Origin of the sequence: Thalassotalea sediminis (genome assembly GCF_030295915.1) — a bacterium.
Taxonomy (GTDB): Bacteria; Pseudomonadota; Gammaproteobacteria; order Enterobacterales; family Alteromonadaceae; genus Thalassotalea_C; species Thalassotalea_C sediminis.
This window is the reverse complement of sequence record NZ_AP027361.1, coordinates 89,873-111,573: the sequence shown is the minus strand read 5'-3', so window position 1 is coordinate 111,573 and position 21,701 is coordinate 89,873. Positions and strand designations below refer to the sequence as shown.

General features: G+C 39.2%; 20 protein-coding genes. 11 read left to right on the top strand and 9 right to left on the bottom strand.

Annotated features, from left to right (window positions below):
- Positions 1–225: 225 nt before the first annotated feature.
- The 4 genes from QUE09_RS00505 (at position 226) to QUE09_RS00490 (ending at position 5,730) form a co-directional block, all read left to right on the top strand.
- Positions 226–2,457, top strand: a complete 2,232-nt coding sequence (locus tag QUE09_RS00505) for a TonB-dependent receptor (RefSeq protein WP_286234269.1) — start codon at positions 226–228, stop codon at positions 2,455–2,457.
- 123 nt (positions 2,458–2,580) lie between these two features.
- Positions 2,581–3,747 carry a hypothetical protein gene (locus QUE09_RS00500; RefSeq protein WP_286234268.1) on the top strand — a complete coding sequence of 389 codons (1,167 nt, stop codon included), beginning with the start codon at positions 2,581–2,583 and terminating at the stop codon, positions 3,745–3,747.
- 8 nt (positions 3,748–3,755) lie between these two features.
- Positions 3,756–4,682, top strand: a complete 927-nt coding sequence (locus QUE09_RS00495) for an HAD family hydrolase (protein ID WP_286234267.1) — start codon at positions 3,756–3,758, stop codon at positions 4,680–4,682.
- 154 nt (positions 4,683–4,836) lie between these two features.
- On the top strand, positions 4,837–5,730 hold the full coding sequence (locus QUE09_RS00490) for a choice-of-anchor A family protein (protein WP_286234266.1): 894 nt from the start codon (positions 4,837–4,839) through the stop codon (positions 5,728–5,730).
- Between the two features lie 248 nt (positions 5,731–5,978).
- Here QUE09_RS00490 and QUE09_RS00485 read toward each other — a convergent pair whose 3' ends face one another.
- The gene (locus QUE09_RS00485) at positions 5,979–7,166 is read right to left on the bottom strand and encodes an amino acid aminotransferase (protein ID WP_286234265.1); all 1,188 of its coding nucleotides are present in this window, start codon (positions 7,164–7,166) and stop codon (positions 5,979–5,981) included.
- A gap of 258 nt (positions 7,167–7,424) precedes the next feature.
- On the bottom strand, positions 7,425–8,135 hold the full coding sequence (locus QUE09_RS00480; protein ID WP_286234264.1) for a DUF445 domain-containing protein: 711 nt from the start codon (positions 8,133–8,135) through the stop codon (positions 7,425–7,427).
- 118 nt (positions 8,136–8,253) lie between these two features.
- Here QUE09_RS00480 and QUE09_RS00475 point away from each other — a divergent pair, with 118 nt between their 5' ends.
- On the top strand, positions 8,254–9,099 hold the full coding sequence (locus tag QUE09_RS00475; RefSeq protein WP_286234263.1) for a peptidylprolyl isomerase: 846 nt from the start codon (positions 8,254–8,256) through the stop codon (positions 9,097–9,099).
- A gap of 38 nt (positions 9,100–9,137) precedes the next feature.
- On the opposite strand, the gene greB is transcribed toward QUE09_RS00475, so the two are convergent.
- Positions 9,138–9,614 carry a transcription elongation factor GreB gene (greB, locus tag QUE09_RS00470; protein WP_286234262.1) on the bottom strand — a complete coding sequence of 159 codons (477 nt, stop codon included), beginning with the start codon at positions 9,612–9,614 and terminating at the stop codon, positions 9,138–9,140.
- A 170-nt stretch (positions 9,615–9,784) separates the two neighbouring features.
- Here greB and QUE09_RS00465 point away from each other — a divergent pair, with 170 nt between their 5' ends.
- Both QUE09_RS00465 and QUE09_RS00460 read left to right on the top strand, forming a co-directional pair.
- Positions 9,785–10,351 (top strand): hypothetical protein, encoded by a 567-nt coding sequence (locus QUE09_RS00465; protein WP_286234261.1) that lies wholly within the window; start codon positions 9,785–9,787, stop codon positions 10,349–10,351.
- A 165-nt stretch (positions 10,352–10,516) separates the two neighbouring features.
- Complete coding sequence (locus QUE09_RS00460; protein WP_286234260.1) at positions 10,517–12,850, top strand: Tex family protein; 2,334 nt, start codon at positions 10,517–10,519, stop codon at positions 12,848–12,850.
- A gap of 63 nt (positions 12,851–12,913) precedes the next feature.
- On the opposite strand, the gene QUE09_RS00455 is transcribed toward QUE09_RS00460, so the two are convergent.
- Both QUE09_RS00455 and QUE09_RS00450 read right to left on the bottom strand, forming a co-directional pair.
- Positions 12,914–14,446, bottom strand: coding sequence for a methyl-accepting chemotaxis protein (locus QUE09_RS00455; RefSeq protein ID WP_286234259.1), 1,533 nt, complete (start codon positions 14,444–14,446; stop codon positions 12,914–12,916).
- A 300-nt stretch (positions 14,447–14,746) separates the two neighbouring features.
- Positions 14,747–15,805, bottom strand: coding sequence for a DcaP family trimeric outer membrane transporter (locus QUE09_RS00450; RefSeq protein ID WP_286234258.1), 1,059 nt, complete (start codon positions 15,803–15,805; stop codon positions 14,747–14,749).
- A 353-nt stretch (positions 15,806–16,158) separates the two neighbouring features.
- On the opposite strand from QUE09_RS00450, the gene QUE09_RS00445 reads away from it, so the two are divergent.
- The 3 genes from QUE09_RS00445 to QUE09_RS00435 all read left to right on the top strand — a co-directional run bounded on the left by QUE09_RS00445 (position 16,159) and on the right by QUE09_RS00435 (position 19,141).
- Positions 16,159–18,438 carry a S9 family peptidase gene (locus tag QUE09_RS00445; RefSeq protein ID WP_286234257.1) on the top strand — a complete coding sequence of 760 codons (2,280 nt, stop codon included), beginning with the start codon at positions 16,159–16,161 and terminating at the stop codon, positions 18,436–18,438.
- A 128-nt stretch (positions 18,439–18,566) separates the two neighbouring features.
- Positions 18,567–18,878, top strand: coding sequence for a TraR/DksA family transcriptional regulator (locus tag QUE09_RS00440; protein WP_350226384.1), 312 nt, complete (start codon positions 18,567–18,569; stop codon positions 18,876–18,878).
- Positions 18,879–18,889: 11 nt separating this feature from the next.
- Positions 18,890–19,141, top strand: a complete 252-nt coding sequence (locus QUE09_RS00435; RefSeq protein ID WP_286234256.1) for an HP1242/YdcH family protein — start codon at positions 18,890–18,892, stop codon at positions 19,139–19,141.
- Positions 19,142–19,188: 47 nt separating this feature from the next.
- Here the strand turns inward: QUE09_RS00435 and QUE09_RS00430 are convergent, their stop codons facing one another.
- The 4 genes from QUE09_RS00430 to QUE09_RS00415 are packed head-to-tail and all read right to left on the bottom strand — an operon-like array spanning position 19,189 to position 20,612.
- On the bottom strand, positions 19,189–19,599 hold the full coding sequence (locus QUE09_RS00430; protein ID WP_286234255.1) for a GFA family protein: 411 nt from the start codon (positions 19,597–19,599) through the stop codon (positions 19,189–19,191).
- An 11-nt stretch (positions 19,600–19,610) separates the two neighbouring features.
- Positions 19,611–20,030, bottom strand: a complete 420-nt coding sequence (gene gloA2, locus QUE09_RS00425; protein ID WP_286234254.1) for an SMU1112c/YaeR family gloxylase I-like metalloprotein — start codon at positions 20,028–20,030, stop codon at positions 19,611–19,613.
- Positions 20,020–20,322: an isochorismate lyase gene (locus QUE09_RS00420; RefSeq protein ID WP_286234253.1), complete on the bottom strand. Its 303-nt coding sequence runs from the start codon at positions 20,320–20,322 to the stop codon at positions 20,020–20,022. Before QUE09_RS00420 ends, gloA2 begins: the two co-directional genes overlap by 11 nt.
- A complete protein-coding gene (locus tag QUE09_RS00415) occupies positions 20,322–20,612 on the bottom strand; it encodes a putative quinol monooxygenase (protein ID WP_286234252.1) in 291 nt (96 codons plus the stop codon). The genes QUE09_RS00420 and QUE09_RS00415 overlap by 1 nt, the downstream gene beginning before the upstream one ends.
- A gap of 544 nt (positions 20,613–21,156) precedes the next feature.
- Here QUE09_RS00415 and QUE09_RS00410 point away from each other — a divergent pair.
- Positions 21,157–21,630 carry a peroxiredoxin gene (locus QUE09_RS00410; protein WP_286234251.1) on the top strand — a complete coding sequence of 158 codons (474 nt, stop codon included), beginning with the start codon at positions 21,157–21,159 and terminating at the stop codon, positions 21,628–21,630.
- Positions 21,631–21,701 lie beyond the last annotated feature (71 nt).

Below are 21,701 nucleotides of genomic sequence, written 5' to 3'. Positions count from 1 at the left end.
CAAAATTTAGCGTTTAGAGAAATTTACCAACATAACGAGCAACAGCACTTTTCTCGATATATTTCGCCGTGGTATGCTCTGCGCGAATTTTTTAGTCACATGCAATAGCTACAATTTTTGTAACTTAATTGCACAAATGCCGAACAAAATGAGAAATTTTGTAAAACACGGGCTATAACTTACAAATTAGTATCAATCTTTATAATTTTTTTGAGAAGGTAGTACATGGTCAAAAAGTATCGACTTAGTCACGCTATACATTATTGTTTTATAGTAGGCATTTTCTCTGTTTTACCACAAGCTCACACTCAAGAAAGCGCTTCTCAATCGCATGAGCTCATCAAAGTTTACGCTCAAAAGCGAGCACAAGACGAACAAGATATCTCAGTTGCTGTTACCGTAATAACAGATGAAACCATTGAACGTCAGCAGATAAAAGATACTTCGCAATTAGCCCGCTTTGCGCCAAACGTAAAAATGACCAATAATGCAGGCGAAGGTACCCCTCCTGCATTCAACATCCGAGGCATCGGTATGATTGACTATAATACCTCTACTGTTTCTCCTATTGCGGTATATAGTGATGGCATTGTCAGTGGTAGCGCCAATAACCTTGCTGTCAACCTCTTTGATTTAGAGCAAGTAGAAGTATTACGTGGCCCACAAGGAACATTGTTCGGTAGAAATACTACCGGCGGTGCAATTCTATTACGTTCAAAAATGCCAGAGAACGATTTTAATGGCTATATTAATGCAGGTATTGCGCAATTTAATACAACATCACTTAACGGGGCAGTTAACATCCCCTTATCAAAAAGTACTGCGGCACGAATTGCCTTTGATCATAACGACTACAATTTTTCAACGAACAATGTCATGCCCAACCAACCCGATGGAGGTATGAAACAAACCAACGTTAGGCTAATTGTCCGTTCAGCGTCCGAGTCTTTAACAACAACGTTTAAATTGCACAAAGCAGACGCTAGAGGCAAACCCAAACCAATTGCGAGTAATGGCATATTCGACATAAATGGTAGTAATCAATGTTCGCCAAGTAATGCCGGTGGTAACACCTGTATGGATGCTTTCGGTAAACAAGTCGGCGGAAATGACTACTGGGATGTCAATGCTGATACAGCAGATAGAGCTCATGATACAGATGCCTGGGGCAGTTCTCTAACGCTAGAATGGCAGATTAATAAAAACAATACGTTTACCTCCATTACTGGCGGCAGGTCACTACAACGATTTCATTCTTTTGATTCCGACGGTGCTAGCAACCTAATTGAAGGAGCATTTGACACTAACAATAAGCTTTATTCTCAGGAATTTAACTACGCTTATACTCAGCAGCGACTATTTTGGCAAACGGGGCTTTTTTACTTAAAAGAAACAATAGATCAGAAAAACACTTTTGATTTATTTCGCGACTTTAGGAGCATTCCTTCATTGGCGGAGATACCCGCTACCTTTTATTATGATAATGCTTTAGAAAATAAGTCGATCGCCATCTACAGCCAATTTGATTATACATTATCTGAAAAAACAACATTAACCGCCGGTCTTCGCTATACGGACGAAACAACTGATTATAAAGCTCAATCGGATCTAAACACTGTCTACGGTACGATACCTGATTTTTGGAATATCTCCGGACATGTGGCTGATGATGAGCTTTCAGGGAAACTCGCGTTAAACTACAAAATGAGCAATAAGGCAAATATATACGCAAGCTATACACGTGGCTATAAAAGTGGAGGCTACAATGCCGGTTATTCTACAACGCCTGCACAAGCGTTGGACTCTGAATATGCGCCTGAAATACTCAATGCGTATGAAATAGGAGCAAAGTCACAGCTGCGTAATCGTAACGCACGTTGGCATATCGCCGCGTTTTACTATGATTACCAAGATCAACAAGTTTTTATTAATGTACCTGATAGCACTGTTCCATATCATGTATTAAAAAATGCTGGTTCATCAGTTATCTATGGTATAGATAGCGAATTTACCTACACACCAAGTAACCATATGGAGCTTGTGTTAAATATTGGCTATCTACCTAAAGCTAACATTGGAAAGTTCAAAAAGGGGACGCTATTTGTGGCCGATAATCGCCTGCCATTTTCATCAAAGTGGAATATTGCAGGCTATATATTGGCTGAATACCAAGTAATGTCTCGTCCTCTAACTATTCAATTAGGTTTCGATTATCAATCTGATTTTTACTTTGATCAAAACGAAAACCCCTACACACAACAAAAAGGTTACACAGTATTTAACGGTCATCTAAACTATGCTTTACGAGAAAACCTTTCATTGACCATTTGGGGCAAGAACCTAACGGATACAGAATTCGCAGAATTACGTTTTGACTCTATAGCAGCATTGGGGGCAGTGACAGAATTAAAGGGTGAACGCAGGCAATTAGGCGTATCGTTACATTATCAATTTTAGCGCATGTTGCTGTTCAAAAAATGGACAACCCGCGTTTGTAGCGGTAAAGTACCACCATCAGGCAAACTGATGACTATTACGGTAAATTAGCTAACCAATAAAAGCAAAAAAGGACGTTTCGCTATGCAAAAAATTTCACCATGGCAACTATTGTGGCCAGTAATATTAACGTTACTCGTACCACTTGCCGTTGCTTGGTTTGTTTATCCTAACCATTTACCACCAGGCTTTGGAGAATTTCCCCCGACATTTGCCGGCAAGGTACCAGGATTTAGCTTAATCTACTTTCTCATAATGGCTGGTTGTGCGCTTTTTATCTCTGGACTCATTTTGTTTCCGAAATTTTTTGGTTTCAAAGGTGCGCATGTGACACCTAGAATGCCATCTACGGTAGCTTTACCTTGGTGGTTTTGGTGTGGCGGCATTGTTATGGGATTCTTTTGGTGGTTAATGTGGACTCGCGTAACGCCTTTTGGTGATCTCGTATTCTGGGCATTTACACCCCTTTGGTGGGGCTTTATTTTCTTATTAGATGGCATCGTATATCAACGAAATAACGGCGCTTCTCTGTTTTCCGAAAAACCAAAAACGCTATTTATCAGTGCGTTAGTTTCCATCGTAGGTTGGGCTTATTTTGAATATTATGATTATTTTGTATTGGGTAATTGGTATTACCCTAATGCCAACCAAGTAGGTTGGTCTAGAACAACAATAGTGATTGAATTTTTAATCACATATTCAACCGTAACGCCAGTACTATTGATTTGGTATAACTTACTTAATACGTTTCCATCACTTGTTGCACGTTATCAAAATGGTCCCAAAATGCCACTAAATGGCAATCATTTAATTTTTGTAGGCGCGCTGCTAATAGCGGCGATGGTTTATTGGCCGTTTAAGTTATTTTGGGTAGTGTGGATAGGACCCTATGCTGTCATGACCGGCGTATTAATGCGCCTAAATATATGGAATCCATTTACAGATATAGCAAAAGGTAACTGGAGTGCTGGTGTGTTAATTGGTGTAGCATCTTTACTGAACGGCTTATTTTGGGAAATGTGGAATTATGGCTCTAGTCACCCAAGCGCTGAGCCAATTACAAACCCAAATTATTGGATTTATAACATTCCTTACGTCGATGTAATTCATATTTTTTCTGAAATGCCTTTGCTTGGGTACTTTGGCTATATTCCTTTTGGGGTGCTTGTATGGCAAGTTTTTATTTGGAGCGGTAAGTTGTTTCACTTTAATACTGACATATTAATTGCGCCAAAAGTTACCAAACAGTAATTCTAACCATGGGAAATATTATAGACCCGCTTCCGTCATGGCACGAAGGTGACATCAAACGCAGTATCATTTCATTTATAGAACGCGTTTGCGACCAGCATTCAGAGCACTTTGTGCCAATTGAAAACCGTATTGCGACCTTCGATAACGATGGTACGCTCATTGTTGAAAAGCCGGTTTTAGCACAAGTTGCTTATTTTAAAAGGAAGTTACTTGATGAAGACGTACTTGTAACGACAAGCAAATTGCGGAGAACAATGCATTGGGCTAAAGAAATACTCTTTGATTCCTTGAGTATACTTAAGCTCGGTTTTACCTTTTTCAGAAAAGGTATTACAACAGAAGAGTATCGCGCGTCTGTCGCTAAATGGATAAGCCATGCCAAACATCCTAGATTCAAAACCCATTATACGAACCTTGCTTATCAACCCATGCTCGAGGTATTAGCCTACTTTGAACAAAATGGTTTCAGCAATTACATCGTCTCAGGCAGCACAGCCAACTTCATTCGACCATGGTCTCAAGATACTTATCAAGTGTCCGTGAATAGAGTTATAGGTAGCAGCTTAAAAACAAGATTATCACTAAGAGGCGATAGTCTTGCCGTAAAATTAGAGCCGATTCCTTTTTCTATAGAAAGTCGTGCTCGCAAGGTGTTGAGCATAGAGAGAAGAATCGCCAAACGTCCAATTGCCGCATTCGGCAACAGCTTTGGCGATGTTGACATGTTACGTTGGACCACTGATAGCAACGCTCTTTGCGTGTTAATTCATCATACTGACGAAGTACGAGAATATAAATATAGCCCCAATAGTCGATTTCGATGGTTTGGCAAAAATACACTGTGTTATGCCAAGTCATTGAATTGGCATGTAGTTGATATGAAAAAAGATTGGAAAATAATTTTTAACTTAACAGCTAAACGTAAATGTTAATGCGGTAGTACACTCTCTCAGTAGCGCCATATTTGGTCAACTTTCACCCCCTTATTGTCTATTTTTTTAACAAAGAGCTATTACTCTAATTCCATATCGTGCTATGATAACGCTGTCATTTTAGAATATAGTTATAAATAAAGGATTTATCGTCGTGAACTGTTTTAAAACAATTACTGTAGCTCTTACGCTATTATCGATAGCAAGCTCCGCTAAAGCGAGTTTAATCGACTTAGGCGTAGATTTAGGTGTTGCTGATAAATATACCATTGGTGTAGGTCAGTGGGATTTTCATGGTACTGCAGTTGATGGCTCACTTGTATTAGGCAGTGAAGCGTATATTCATGGCAATGTTGCAGCTAGTAAAGATATTGGCTTTGCTGCTGGCTCAATTGTTTACGGTGATGCTTGCTCTAATAACTTTATCGTCGGTGCAGGTAGCCAAGTTACCGGAACCGCTTCTGCATGTGCTGATGTACAAAAAGTTGGCAACAATACCTTAGATCAATTGTCTATTGATATTGCCTCTGCAAGTCAAACAGCTAGGGATTTAGCGGCTATTGACAAAGGAACAATTAATAGTTCGACTACGTTTGATGCAAGTCAGTTAAATGTTATCAACGTTTCGTCAATTACCTTAGGCTCTTCAGATATTTTGCAGATTAATGGTAATAGCAATGATAACTTGATTATCAACATTCTAGGTAATGCACAAATAGCTTCAGGTGCACAAATATTGTTATCAAACGGTTTAACATCAGCCAATGTTTTATTTAATTTTGTGAATGATAATTTTTCATCATTAAACTTTGGTGGTGCAAATATTAGCGGTACATTTTTGGCCACTAAAGGTGCCTTTAATGCAGGAGATGGCGCTATACTCGATGACGTAAGGTTTTACACCAATCATGCCTTAATTGGTAATTTTCAAACCGTTAAAACAGCAACACCAACATCAAAAGTGAAAGTACCAGAGCCATCAACAATACTAATCATTTTGGCTGCGCTATTTATAATGATCATGCGTTCAAACATTAAGCACCAGTAAAATAAGTGAAGCAGCGATAAACCGCTGCTTCAACATCTACCTACACTTTCTAACGCTACCGCTAAAGCACAACGTGTTAAAAACAGCGAGACTTTGTCAAGCATCCTCTAGTCAATCACAACTTGCTTAAAGCAGCTTGTAAATATCTATCCTTTAAAAATATCACTTAAACGATCAACAAAATTTAAAGACAAATACAAAAAAACCGAACAACGTTGTCCGGTTTTTAACATGGTTGAGTACGGTATTTACAGTACTTTGGCAATCGATTTCGCTAGGTAATCAACATTACTCTTTGCAATACCTGCAATACTCATACGACTAGAACCAACCATATAGATACTATATTCATCCTGTAGGCGCTGTACTTGCTCAGGCGTTATACCTAAGAAAGAAAACATACCATTTTGACGTGTAATAAAACTAAAGTCTCTTGAAACGCCGTTTTCCTTTAGTTTATCGACAAGCAATTGGCGATTACCATTAATTCTATCACGCATTTCAGCGAGCTCTTGGTGCCATTGCTGACGTAACTCCTCAGAAGATAGAATAGTTTCGACTAACGCCGCACCATGAGCAGGAGGCATTGAATAGATAACACGGACAACTGACAACAATACAGAGTATGCTATATCAATACTTGAAGAAGATTTACCAATAATTGTAGTGGCGCCTATTCTTTCTCGATATAAACCAAAGTTTTTAGAACAAGAACTACAAACAATCATTTCTTCTACGTTATCAGCAAGCAAACGTAAACCGGCTGCATCTTCATCTAACCCAGTACCGAAACCTTGATATGCCATATCAACAACCGGTAAAAAACCGATATCTTTAGCCACTTCGGTAACTTGCTTCCATTGTTCTTGATTCAAGTCCATACCGCTTGGATTATGGCAACACGCGTGAAGTAATACTGCATCATCAGGGCTGACTTCTTTTAACGCTGCAAGCATACCGTCAAAATCTAAGCATTTGTTCTCATGATCATAATAGGGATATGTTTTAACCGTTAACCCTGCTGCTTCGAAAAGCCCTGTATGGTTTGCCCATGTAGGATTTGAGACCCAAATGGTTGCGCCAGCTTTACACGATTTAATAAACTCTGCTGCTACGCGTAATGCACCCGTACCACCTGGTGTAGAAACAGTTCTAGCACGGTTTTCACTAAGTACTTTATGATCACCAAAAATGAGTGTCGACATCTCATCATTGAATAAAGGAGAGCCCGTCGGGCCAATATAAACCTTGGTATCTTCGGTATCGTTTCGATATTTTTCAGCGGTTTTAACACACTTAAGTATAGCAGTGTGCCCTGCTTCATCTTTATAAACACCCACACCTAAATCAATTTTTTGTGGATTTGCATCTTCACGATATTTTGCCAATAAACCTAAAATAGGATCGGCCGGCAATGCCTTTAAGCTACCAAACATGTCTCCATTTACCTTATACATAGTGTGAGATTTTGCATCGGCAATGCGCCATCGCACTGAATGCTAATAAAATCCCGATATTAAAGCGCAAGCATAGCGATAATCAGGTGAAAATTAAAGCGCTTTAACAGAAAAAACCGTTACCTATTAGTACAAAAGGCACTAACGAAATTCTTTTGCAAAAATGTACTCATTTTAAGACTATACATGCAACGAACTCTAAACACTTCATCTCTGCAAAATTTTGCGGCTAATACGCTAAAAATTACCAGTAACAGCAGCAATAAAACCAATAAGCCCGCCGAAAATACCACCCCATACAACAAGCCAACCGAGATGTTGACGAATCATCTCTTGGACAATCTCTTTAACTAATTTCGGGGTTAATTCATTTAGCCTTTGTTCAATAATACTGCTTACTTTTTCTCGCATTTCAGCAATAACATTTGGTTGCTCAAGTTGTGAACGTAAGATCTCATTAAAATGCTCACTTTTTGAGATATCACTGACCGTTTCCTTCATTTTGACGATAAAGGGTTCTCGCATAGGCTCTAGTGCTTCTTTGCCACCAACCATTGCAAGCATATTGCCAAAAGATGACGTTTCTATAACGCTGACCAAATTGTCAAATGCAGGTGACAAATCTACTTGATCGATAACAGGTACTAAATCAAACGTACTCGCTTTACCGGCGCTATCAGATAAAAATCGGTCAATATTTTCCTCAGTAAAAAATTGCTCCATCATAAGCTGACGTATAGCCACCTTAAACTCTTCGAAGCGAGATGGAATAACACCAGAACCATACAGTAAAGGCACTTTTTCAAATAACATATGAACAGCAAGCCAATTGGTAATGGCACCAGACAAAGCAAAAAGACCTACCGCATACAGAATATCATAAGAAAGCAGATAGCCAGTTACCACGACAATAAATGCCAATACGTTGGTTAGTAGACTTTTATTCAATGTTTTCTCCAAAGAAAAATGTGTAATAAAGGGAAGCCGCTATATATTAACAAGCTCTCTTGATCACGCCAAGCAAGTTGGGTTAACGTAACTACTTATCATGCTTTAGGAAATAGTAATGTTAAAAACAATACTCACGTTAATCACCCTACTAACATTAACGCCCTGTATAGCCGCAGAATCCAGCGACAACTGGCGCAAAGTATCCTCAGAAAACATTGTTGTTATAGCTTTACCACAGGGCAATGTTTTTTTAGAGCTCGCTCCTACGTTTGCCCCCAAGCATGTGGCACGCTTTAAACAACTTGTGCGCGACGGTTTCTACGACAACGAACACTTTTATCGAGTTATTGACGGGTTTGTTGCACAAGCAGGGCCAAAAGATGGATCGGCAAAAGACAAAAAAGTTCCTCCTTTACTGATCGAAGAAGAGATTATTACGCCGGAAAATTGGTCATTTACCTTAGTACAAAACAAAGATATGTTTGCGCCTCAAACGGGTTTTAAACAAGGTTTTTCAGTTGGTTATTCTGCCAAAGAGAACAAAGCATGGTTGTTGCACTGCCCCGGTGTAATTGCCATGGCAAGAGAATCTGCACCAAATACCGGCACAAGTCACTTTTATATTACGATTGGGCAAGCGACGCGATATTTGGATCGTATTATGACAATATTTGGCCGTGTCATTCTTGGCATGGAGCATGTCCAGGCAATAAAACGTACTGCTGTTTCCGAAGGACAACCTGAAGTAGACTCTGCGCAATACACGCAAATAAAAAGCGTGAACATAATGGCTGATTTACCCAAGGAAGAACAATTCACAATTTTGGTAGAAAACACCGATAATGCGCTGTACGCCAAAAAGATTACTCAAAAACGCTTGCGAGATAATCCTTTCTTTTATAAAAAACAGCCGCCAATTCTAGACATCTGCCAAAGCACAATAAAAACTAAAGTAATGTAAGCTGGTACATTACCCAGTAAAGCGCAAAGTATTGCGCTTTACTGGTGATACCAAATTGCTAGCACATCTAAGATTCGCTCACCTTCTGGCGTATTTACTATCACTTCATCGTCAACACGCTTACCAATTAAGGCTCTAGCAACAGGAGAATCAATACTGATCTCACCTTTTTTAATGTCCCATTCATCTGCGCCGACAATACGGTAAGTAAAGGTATTCTCGTTTTCATCGATAACTTTAACCCAAGCACCGAAAAACACTCTACCCTCTTGTTGTTTCTCGGGGTAAACAATATTGAGTTCATCTAGCCGTTTTGATAAAAAGCGCACTCGCCTATCAATTTCACGAAGCCGCTTCTTACCATAAATATATTCGGCATTTTCACTTCTATCACCTAAAGCTGCAGCTTCTGATACCGCCTTTGTTACGCGTGGACGCTCTTCTTTCCACAGATATTTAAGTTCTCGATCTAACCTTTCCCAGCCCTCTCGAGTAATATAATGACTACGTTTCATTGCATATACTTCAATTCTCTTTACTCTCTATATAAGGCTTAAGTGGCATACAAACAAGCAAAATCAACGTTTAGTTAAAAAAGTTAAACAAATATATATTTCTCCTGTTTAAATGAGTACAATTTTCATACAATTAAGCGTTGAACCACAGATAGATAAGGACATTTACCATGAAGTATTCACTTTTACTGTTCGTTTGTACATTAAGCTTTTCAAGCTATGCAAATGAAGAAAATCCAAGCACTCTTTGTAATAAAGCAGCTAAATTATTTGAAAGTGGCGACCTTGAAGGGGCACTTGAAGAAGCCCGTTGGTGTGTTACCCAATTAGAACAAATTAAAAATAATCAAATCAGTAGCTTTTTTAAAGACGAAATAAACAATTTTACTGGTGATGAAATATCACAACAATCAGCTATGGGTATGAACATTGTTGAACGTGAGTACACGCATGAAGACACATATATTCGCGTCACACTTACAACAGGTAATAATGGTGCCGCAGCGTCAGCCTTTGCCGCACTCGCGCAGTTTGGCATGACATCAAGCAACAACAAGGTACGTATTCAACGAAGAAATGCAAGTATTGATCATGATAGCGGCGCAACAACATTAACCATTTCGCTTAAAAGTGGCGGCATGCTTGCATTTGAATCTGACACTGCAAGCAAAGAAACCGTTATCGCCTTTGCAAAGAGTTTCCCAGTTAAAGACCTTGACAGCGCTATGATGGAATAATTAGCTAAACTTACCGTAAAACACACAGCAATGGTTAAGTTTTATGGTAAGTCAGGTTGCTTTTACCCACATAATTTAACGCGAATCTTCTTTTACACCTAGAAATTAGCATTTAGACCCATATATAAGGGTAAAAATAATGATGACTTTATAGGATTATCACTAATGTCTGCAATTGCTGAAAAAATTGCCCAAGAGTTAAATGTAAATACTGATCAAGTTACTGCGGCAATTTCCTTACTCGATGATGGGGCGACAGTGCCCTTTATTGCAAGGTACCGTAAGGAAGCAACAAAGGGCTTAGATGACGGCCACCTCAGAACATTATCACAACGCTTAGAATATTTGCGAGATCTTGAAGAGCGACGCCAAGTTATTATGCTCAATATTGAGCAGCAAGATAAATTAACGCCGCAGTTGCGCCAACAAATTATTGCTGCAGACAATAAAACACGACTTGAAGATCTATACCTACCTTATCGTCCTAAACGCAGAACAAAAGGACAAATTGCCATTGAAGCGGGTTTAGAGCCTTTGGCGAATAATCTTTTTCAACAATGGCAACTTGCTCCAGAAGTTGAGGCAGAAAGTTTTATTAATAGTGCTGCTGGGTTTGAGAATACAGCCAAGGTTTTAGAAGGTGCAAGTTATATTCTAGTCGAACGCTTTGCTGAGGATGCTTCATTACTCGCCAAATTAAGAAAGCTAATTAATCAACAAGCGCACCTTAAAAGTAAAGTAGCGAAAGGAAAAGAAAAAGAGGGCACTAAATATCGTGACTATTTTGAGTACTCTGAAAAAGTCACTAAAATACCTTCACATAGGGCATTAGCATTATTAAGAGGACGTAACGAAGGTTTTTTAAGTCTCTCACTTGACGTAGATCCACAACAGGATAACAGTAGTTACTCTTCTGCAGAACAAGTCATAGTAGAACATTATCAGCTAAACCTATCGTCACAGCCGGCGGCGAAGTTCTTGACGAAAGTGGTACATTTAGCATGGAAAGTTAAATTCAGTCAGTCTTTAGAAACTGAGTTTTTAGGTTCATTAAGAGAGAAAGCAGAACACGAAGCCATTAAAGTATTTGCCAGCAACTTACGCGATCTATTAATGGCAGCGCCAGCTGGCCCAAAAGTAACCATGGGGATAGACCCTGGCTTTAGAACCGGCTGTAAAATTGCTGTCGTCGATGACACAGGCAAGCTTTTACAAACGGCAACGATATTTCCACACCAACCACAAAATAATTGGGCGAAATCAGTTAGAACCTTGGTTAATTTATGCAAGCAACACAAAGTAACACTTATCGCGATTGGTAATGGCACAGCATCTCGTGAAACTGACCGGTTACTTGCTGAAGTGTTGACCGATTGTGATACGGATATTACAAAGATTACAGTGAGTGAAGCAGGCGCGTCGGTTTATTCAGCATCAGAACTCGCCGCAGCAGAGTTTCCTGAGCTCGATGTTTCTATACGAGGGGCGGTTTCAATTGCTAGACGTTTACAAGATCCATTAGCTGAACTCGTTAAGATTGACCCAAAAGCCATTGGTGTTGGCCAATATCAGCATGATGTAAGTCAAAGCAAACTCAGTAAAACACTCGATGACGTTATTGAAGACTGTGTGAATGCCGTTGGCGTAGATGTAAACAGTGCCTCAGCGGCGTTGTTAACACGTGTAGCAGGATTAAATAAAACCATCGCGAATAATATAGTGTCATTCCGAGATCAACATGGCAGATTTAATAATAGGAAAGAAATTAAAACCGTTGAACGGCTTGGCCCAAAAGCATTCGAACAAGCGGCTGGCTTTTTAAGAATTTCAGAGGGGACCAATCCATTAGACGCTTCTGGCGTACACCCTGAAACATATCCAATTGTTGATAAACTTGTGGCACAGTTGAATAGCTCAACGTCACAATTACTCAATGAAGTTACATTATTAAAAAATGTCGATGTTGCGTCACTTACTGATGATAAATTCGGAGAAATTACGGTAAAAGATGTTATAAAGGAGCTCGAAAAGCCTGGTCGTGATCCTCGCCCTGAATTTAAAACCGCAAAGTTTACTGAAGGTGTAGAAAAGATCAGTGATTTAAAGGTCGGTATGATATTAGAAGGGGTTGTCTCTAACGTCGCCAACTTTGGTGCTTTTGTTGATTTAGGTGTTCATCAAGATGGATTAGTGCATATCTCAGCGATCACTAATAAATTTATTTCCGACCCGCGCGATGTGGTAAAAGCAGGCGATATCGTTAAAGTAAAAGTAACTGAAGTTGATGCAGAGCGTAAACGTATTAGTCTGACAATGCGGTTAACAGAAGATGCATCAGCGCCAGTTAAACAGAAATACCAGCCGAATACTGCACCAAAGGAAAAAGCAAAGGGTAAACATCATTCAAAGCATCAAAACCACACTAAAAAACCTAAATCAGTAGAAAATGCTGCCATGGGTAATGCGTTTGCCGATGCTTTCGCAAAACTCAAAAAGTAATAAATTTTGCACAATAAAAAAGGCAATTGGGCGTAAACTCAATTGCCTTTTATTTTTTACTCATTAACGAAACGTTGAGCTAAGCGACTCTAGTGTTTCTGCACTCTTATTTACACTAATGCCGTAATTATTTACTTGCTCAGCAATTTCAGTATTTTCTTTAGAAATACTATCAATCTTATGTACATTTTGCGTCATTTCTGCCGCTGTCGCACTTTGTTGCTCTGTAGCAGTAGCAATTTGGCCAGCAATATCTGTCACGTCATCCATCATCGCTTTAATGCGATCCATACCAGCTTTCGCTTCTGTCGCATCGGCTACACAAGATTCAGCTTCGCCTTTACTCGACATCATGGTTTCACTCCACTGTTGCAGCGTTTGCTGAAGTTCTACAACTGATCCTTGAATTTGTTCAGTCGCTGATTGTGTGCGGCCAGCCAATGTTCTTACTTCATCGGCAACGACTGCAAAACCTCGACCTTGTTCCCCAGCGCGCGCTGCCTCTATTGCTGCATTCAAAGCAAGTAAATTAGTTTGGTCTGCAATGCCTTGAATTTCAGTCATGATGTCAGATATTTTCGTAATGTCGCTTACCAAATTACTGGCAATACTGGCCGCCGACTCTACTTCTCCAGACAACACACCTATTTTTGTTTGGCTGTTATCAATTACGCCAATAGCTTCATTACATTCAGACTGCATCGCGACAACTTTATCATAAGCATCTGTTGTACTTTGGCTCACATCTTGAACAGTGGCTGTCATTTCAGTCATCGCAGTGGCAAGTTGATCCAATTGCGAATTTTCATTAAATAACCCTTCTAACGAACGACTAGAGGTATCTTTTAACTTAATACCTAATTCAACGAGTCCTTTCCCTGAGTCATGGCTTCTGCCAAGAATTGTTCTTACTTTTGCTTGTTGCATTAAGAAGGGGTAACGCATCAATGCAGCAATACCTGTGCCGCTATAAATAAGCCTTGATGGGCTATCGAATGACTGTTGATAATCTGTTACTTGATTAGGAACATCAATAATTTCGTCTTTAAAGAGAGCAATAAGAAGCATCACTGTCAATAACAATACGCCCGCTGCAGGCACAGAAATAAAATAAGCAGATAACGCTAAAGCAACAAATAACAAAGCCGCTCCAACAGAACGTTTCAACGACACATTTGTTGAAAACTCACTTAACGACTTTCCTTGATTTATTTGTTGGTACAGTGCTTCAGCTTTTTGTTTTTGTTCAGCCGTAGGGCAGCAACGAACAGATTGATAGCCGACAATTTTATCTTGTTCGTACAAGGGTGTAACATAAGCATCAACCCAATAATAATCACCATTCTTACAACGGTTTTTAACCATGCCCCGCCATGAGTCACCGCGTTTTAGTTTCTGCCAAAGATCAGCAAAGGCGGCTTTTGGCATATCTGGGTGGCGCACAATATTATGATGCTCCCCTTCTAACTCCTGTTGGCTGTAACCTGCTATCCGACAAAAGTCATCGTTAGCATATAAAATAACACCTTGCGTATCAGTAACAGAGACAAGCTGCTCGGACGGTGAAAAAGTCACTTCGTTGTTTGTTGTGTTCATGAAGTTCAAAAGTTCCGTTGATATCGTATTCGTTGTTTTTATTTCTTAATTAAAGAATATATCGACAAAAACAACAAATTATTAAGTAAAAGAGTACAGAAAGCGCTAAATGTGTATTAAATATACAAATTATGCATAATTACTGATATTTCAAATAAAACAAAGGGATAACTTAGTTACCCCTAGGTAATACTATATGATACAACTAAAATGGCAAAGAAAAAAAGGGAAGCAAAGCTTCCCTATAACGTCGACCTTTTAAAAGCCAACTAACGCAAAAGGCGTATCATCAATGCAATTTTATAAAACATACTTAACCGAAAGCTGAGCGTAATCAGAATCAGCATCAAGATCATCGGCATCAAAGTTACCGAATTCTATACCGTACGAAAGCTTAGGCGTAATGTTCTTAAACAAGTTAATCCCCCAATGTGTACGTTCGCGATCAGACTCTTCGGTTTCAGTGCGGCCATAGAATACGTTGGTACGAATGGTTTCCGTCCAAAAGTGACGATACGCAACCGATATAGACGTTGTTTCTTCCACTTCTTCGCCCACTAAATCAGTAGCGGCAGCCGCGCCTACATAACGTCCAGTATTCCCGCCATGAAGTTGGAATCTAAAGTCATCTTTACCAACAGTTTTAATTCGACCAGCAATACCATAGCCAAATCCTGATTCAGAATTTCCCCCCACTGTTTCAAGTTGTTTTGCGACACCAGCAACAGATACGTTACCCCAATCACCTGAGAAGGTATATTTAGCGATAACATCAGGTACTGAATCTTTAGAGGCATAACCGCCAGCACCTGAATAACCACCATATGATTCAGGGTTTTCTATCGCAATTTGGAAGTTTCCATTAGTGTAACGAATCATATCTTGACGAATAAAGGCTGCTGCAACCAATGGACCACCAAAATCTGCAGCTTCCGCTAACGCACTTGTATTAACAAATGTTGACCACGTTTGCCCTACCGTCCAGTTTTTATATTTAATAAAGGCATGACGTAAACGTGGATGACGAGAATTGGTTAGGCGCTCGTTACCTCCACCACCATAAAAGTCCATTTCGATGAAGCCTGTAATATCACCATGAACATACTTGGTATTAAAGCGTGTTGAACTAGCAGAAAAACGTGTATTAGAAATGTCGTCATTAACAACGTGACCAATCCAAAAATCATCATTGGTTAACGTAGAGGTTGCATTACCATCAATATAACGGATATCACCTTGAATATATCCACCAAAGGTAATTTTGTCTTCATCAGACAGCTTGATTTCGTATCCTGCATGCGCTGTTCCAGCGAATGTTAGTAGACCTGTTGCCAGTAAACCGGCTTTGCGAATGTGCATTTTTACTTTCCCCATTTCGTGTGTATAGCCTGAGAGAGAAAACTGAACAATCTTTCGGCTATTTATCGTTATTTTGTGTACTGTTATTATTTTTCTTTGTATAACGGTAGAGACTAATCGCTGATTTAGAAATTAGACCTAAGTCTATAAAGCAGACAATTAAGCATAGACTTTAGTCGTATCTGAAGTAGAAAAGTACACTGTTAAATTAATGTCAACGAACCAACTTATCGTAAATACATGCCTTTTGGTCGACTGCTAGCGCAAATGCAGCAATATTCTGTGTTAAGCTCTTACGTTAAAATGAATAAAACCACGTTAATCATAAAAATTAGGAAACGGGTGCCCTCACCATGAACAAGTATTTATCATTGGCAGCGGTGATATTATCAGTGTCTAACGTTGCTCATGCAGACGTTACAATCACTGATTATCAGCGAGCAGAACAACAACTTTCGAGCACAACCAGTAAATTAGTTACGGGTACAGTTGAGTATCCAAATTGGTCAAACAACAATGTGTTATTGTATAGAAGCCAAACTGCGGAAGGTTTGCGTTTCTTTAAGGTCGATACCAAGACACAATCAAAGTCACTCGCATTTGATCACCAAAAACTTGCCGAATCACTGGCGCGTATTTCAGAAAGTGACGTAGACCAAAATAAATTACCTTTTTATCGCGTCACACTTACAGCAGACGACAAATTGAAACTGCGTTACAAAGGAACGAACTACCAATGCTCATTGAATCACTACCTTTGTAAAGAAGATACAGCGTCAGTAAAGCGTACAGAATTTATCTCGCCAGATGGCAGTAAAGCGGTATTCATTCGTGACCATAATCTTTGGATGCGTACTTTGAAAGACAACACAGAAACGCAACTAACAACCGATGGCGTTAAAGATTTCGGCTACGCGACTAATAATGCAGGTTGGGTTCGTAGTAACAAACCTGTGGTTACCTGGTCTCCTGATTCAAAAAAGCTGACTACCTTTAAACATGACGGACGCAATGTGGGCGAAATGGGTATTGTTTCTACCGCAGTTGGTCATCCAAACATTGATGTCTGGAAGTACCCTTTACCTGGTGATGAGCATGTATTCAAAATTCATCGAGTGGTGATAGACGTTGACCAAGCTAAAGTTATTCCATTAGACATGGCACCAGATGAACATCGTTCAACGATTACTGACCATGTGGCTGCTCGTGACGGTAGCTTATTAGACATCAGTTGGGCATCAGATAGTTCTCATTTTGCTTTTGTTTCTTCTTCTCGTGATCATAAAAAAGCAACTGTTCGCCTCGCTGATGCAACATCTGGCAAAGTGAAAACACTTTTTACAGAAACAGAAGAAACATTTTTTGAATCAGGCGTTCAGGGTGTTAGCTGGCAATACCTCGATAAATCAGATGAAATTCTATGGTTTTCACAACGCTCGAATTGGGGACATTTTTATCTCATCGACGCAAAAACAGGCAAACTGAACAAGCAAATAACCCGTGGTGATTGGACCGTTATTTCTCTATTACATGTTGATCAAGACAATGGTACCATTTTATTCACTGGCGCAGGCCGAGAAGGTGGCGATCCTTACTTTCATTATTTATACCGTGTTAAGTTAGATGGTTCTGAATTAACGTTATTAACGCCAGAGAAACAGCATCATCGCATTACGTTAAGTGAAGATGGAAAGTACTTTTTAGATCGCGTATCAACCTATATTACACCTGAAAAAAGCTATGTCCGTAGTACTGTAGATGGCAAAGGCTTTGCTATTGAAACAATGAATATCGATAAATTGAAAGACAATAACTGGGTCGCACCAGAACCTTTCATCGTTAAAGATAGAAATGGTGAACATGACATTTACGGTTTAATGTATAAGCCAAGTAATTTTGACCCAACGAAAAAGTACCCTGTGGTTAACTATTTATATCCAGGCCCACAAGTTGGTTCAATTCGTGGCCGGCACTTCCGTGCATCTCGTGGTGATAACCAAGCAATTGCAGAGCTAGGTTTTATTGTTATCGAAATAGACGCATTAGGCACACCTGGTCGCTCTAAAGCATTTCATGAGTTCTATTATGGCAACATGGGTGATAGCGGTATTCCCGATCAAGTTTCAGCGATAAAACAGCTTGCAGAAAAGCATCAATGGATCGACGACAGTAATGTTGGTATTTGGGGACACTCAGGTGGTGGATTTGCTTCAACACGAGCTCTGCTAATGTACCCAGATTTTTATAGTGTTGCAGTGTCTCAAGCAGGTAACCACGATAATAGAAACTACGCGGACGAATGGGGCGAAAAGTGGCATGGCATGTTAGTAAAAAATGAAGATGGCACAACAAATTATGATAGCCAAGCAAATCAACTCATTGTAGATCGTTTAAAAGGTAAATTATTGATTGCTCATGGTACAACCGATACTAATGTACCGCCATACAACACCCTAGTCGTTGTAGAAGCCTTAATTAAAGCAAATAAAGACTTTGACATGATCATGTTACCTAACCGCGGTCATGGTTTTGCCCGTGAGCCGTTTATGCTACGTAAACGTTGGGATTATTTTGTCGAACATTTAAAAGGTGTGACACCACCTAAAGAGTATAGTTTTACTACACTAAATTAATAGTCACATTAAACCAATGAAATAAAAAAGGAGCATAAAGCTCCTTTTTTATTTCCTGCACTTTTTTGTGCTAGATCAAATATCTTTAGCGTTTATACGCTAGGATATAGATAACAAAGGAGTTAATTATGACGACCGAGCTATCTCACAAGTTAAAGCAAAAGCAAGCAGAGTTAAGTAAACGTATTTCCGCTATTGAGGCAGACTTTAAAAAAGGTCGCTCTGCAGATTTTGCCGAGCAAACTACTGAACGTGAAAATGACGAAGTACTTGACGAAATACACCATGAAGCCAAACAAGAGTTGTCGTTAGTCAATCAAGCATTGGAAAGAATAGATAGTGGTAATTATGGTATTTGCCAACAATGTGAAGAACCTATCAAACCAGAACGACTTGCAGCGCTACCCTACACAACAACTTGTATTGAGTGTGCACAATAAGAGAGAGTTACATGCAAATAGAAAAACACGACTTACATCACGAATTTCCAGAGTACAAAACAGAAATTCATCAGCTGAAAATGAACGATGGACATTTTTCACGGTTATTTAAAGAATATGACGAAGTTGAACATGCGGTACATCGCATTGAAACAGGCGCAGAACACACTAGTGACGACCATTTAGAAAAACTAAAAGTACAGCGTTTACAACTAAAAGACCAACTCTTTACGTTACTTAAAGAAGCAAAACAGAGCGCATAGCGCTCCTTTGTTTGTAACCATAGAAAGGTTGTTAAGCAACGACCTTTCTACTTTTTTCTTGACGGTTCAAACGTTTCATATCTTGGTAACCTTGCATCCATATCCTCCCAATTTGCTTTTGATGTAACGAAGTTATGTGAAATAGGTTTTTCTTTTATTGCCGAGTCTACAATACCTAGTCGTAATCTTAACCGATCTATATCATCTAGGTTTTCACTATAAACAGGTGAGCCACAATATTTACAGAAGTGGCGGATACGTTGGGGTTTAAATGAAAACTGACTTAGTGCATCTTCTCCTGCAACAATAGAAAAGTCTTTACGCGCAACAAACCCATTAGTGGCGTATGCTGTACCACTATTTTTTCGACATAGTGAACAATGACAATGAATGATATCTTCAATAGAGCCATTAATTGTGATCTGTACTTCACCACATAAGCAACTACCTTTATACATATATTCCTCGACTACGCTTGATAAATTTCAATGGGAAGTTCATCAGGATCCTTAAAAAAAGTAAATTTTTTCCCCGTGTATTCATCAACACGAATAGGTTCAACGTTAACGCCTTGCTTAATTAAGGCAGCAACAACCTTATCTATCTTATCAACACAAAAAGCTATATGCCGTAACCCTTGAGCTTCAGGGTAACTCAGCCTTGCTGGCGCTGTTGGAAAACAAAACAATTCTATTTGATTACCATCTGGTAACGCCAAATCTAATTTGTAAGATTGTCTTTCTGGTTGGTAATATTCTGCGATCACGGCCAATCCAAGTAAATCTACGTAAAAGGTTTTCGAACGTTGGTAATCTTGGCAAATAATTGCAACATGATGCAGCCCATTTAAACCAATACCATCTTCTGGGGTTTTAATGCTATGTTTCATTTTGCCATTGCTTGAGCTCTTGTGAAATAAAGTAACCGACAAGATCACGATAAAGTTTTTCTATCACGTCGGGATTCAACGCCTGCTCTTCAGCCCAGGCTCGCCTTTGCTTAATCACCTGTTCAAATCTATGAGGTGCTTTAACTGAATCTTCACTCGTTTTAAATTTTGCTGCCGCCTTAACGTAGTCAAATCGCTGACCTATCAATTGAATTATAGTATGATCTAAGTAATCAATTTCACGCCGAATATCTGTCATGCCTTTGCATTTTTCAGGAACTAAAGACACCATTACTCCTTAACTAAGGTATAAAAGTCACCAATTGGCGGTGTACCAAATAAAGGCATTACTTCTTGCATTTTATCAGCAGGGTAATTTTGTAAAGAAGCTTGATGCGCTTCCTTTGATTGCCATTGCTCCAGTACGACAAAATGAAGTTCGTTTTGATCATCTTGAAGTAACTGACAACTGATACAACCCTTACTCGAGATAATATACTCGACCAAGGATTCAAAAAATGCTTTTAACATTTCTCCTTTGCCTTCAGCCGCATAAAACTGATTCACTCGATAAATAGCCATGTTTCATCCTTAACGTATCGATAAATAGTGTCATTATTGTAACCAGAGAATTTAATTAAAACACCATATCATCTTCTGAGTAATCAACCATTATCTTAAAAACATGAAAGAGTTTATAAAAACAAAATACTACAAAAGTAAATTAAGTTTAACTAAATGAAACTGGATATAACTAAAAATAAGGCGACCAAGCAAGTGTTCATTTGCCAGAGCAAGCAAAAGGCATACTCGGTAAACAAACGCCGCAAATATCACAACAATTAAAAGCATTTCTAGCACAAAATTTATCGCGTTAGTAATCTTAGGCCGTGCGTTCAAGTGTGCCATAGACTAAACTAAGTACATTACAGTTTCCGGTATAGGTTTATGGCAAAATCGCTATGCAAATGGAAGAAAAAAGACATTGATAAACACTTACATGAATTAGCTAGTATTGTTGATAAGCCACGCTATGCCTGTAAGGACTGCGCTCGTTCAGCCCATTCAAAAGGTTTTTTATGTAAGCCAACAAAGCTCCCGCTCACTCATGTTGATAAGGAAATATATGATTAGTACAAATGAAATTATACCATCAGGCCAGTTACAGCAACGCGTAAATAATGAAACAATTACGCATACGCTACCCGATTACTTTATTAATAAAAAAGTAGTGATTTTCGCAGTTCCTGGTGCCTTTACGCCGACCTGTTCCAATAGTCATTTGCCTGGCTTTGTCGCATTAGCAGACAAAATAAAAGCTAAGGGTATTGATGAGATTATATGTTTATCTGTCAATGACGTTTTTGTTATGGATGCTTGGGGCAAAGCTCAAAATGCAGAGCATATTTCAATGATGGCAGATGGCGATGGCAGTTACGTTCGAGCACTTGGTCTGGGTAAAGAGACTGGCGCATTCGGCGGTTATCGTGCAACACGTTTTGCCATGATTGTCGATCACGGTAAAGTAGTCCACTTAGCCGTTGAAAAACCTGGCGAATTTGCCGTTAGTGATGCCGAATCAATATTACAAACATTATAACAAACACAAATAGAAACAATTTACATTTATATGCCATTGATTTTATTGGTATTTATTTGCAAACTTCGTTT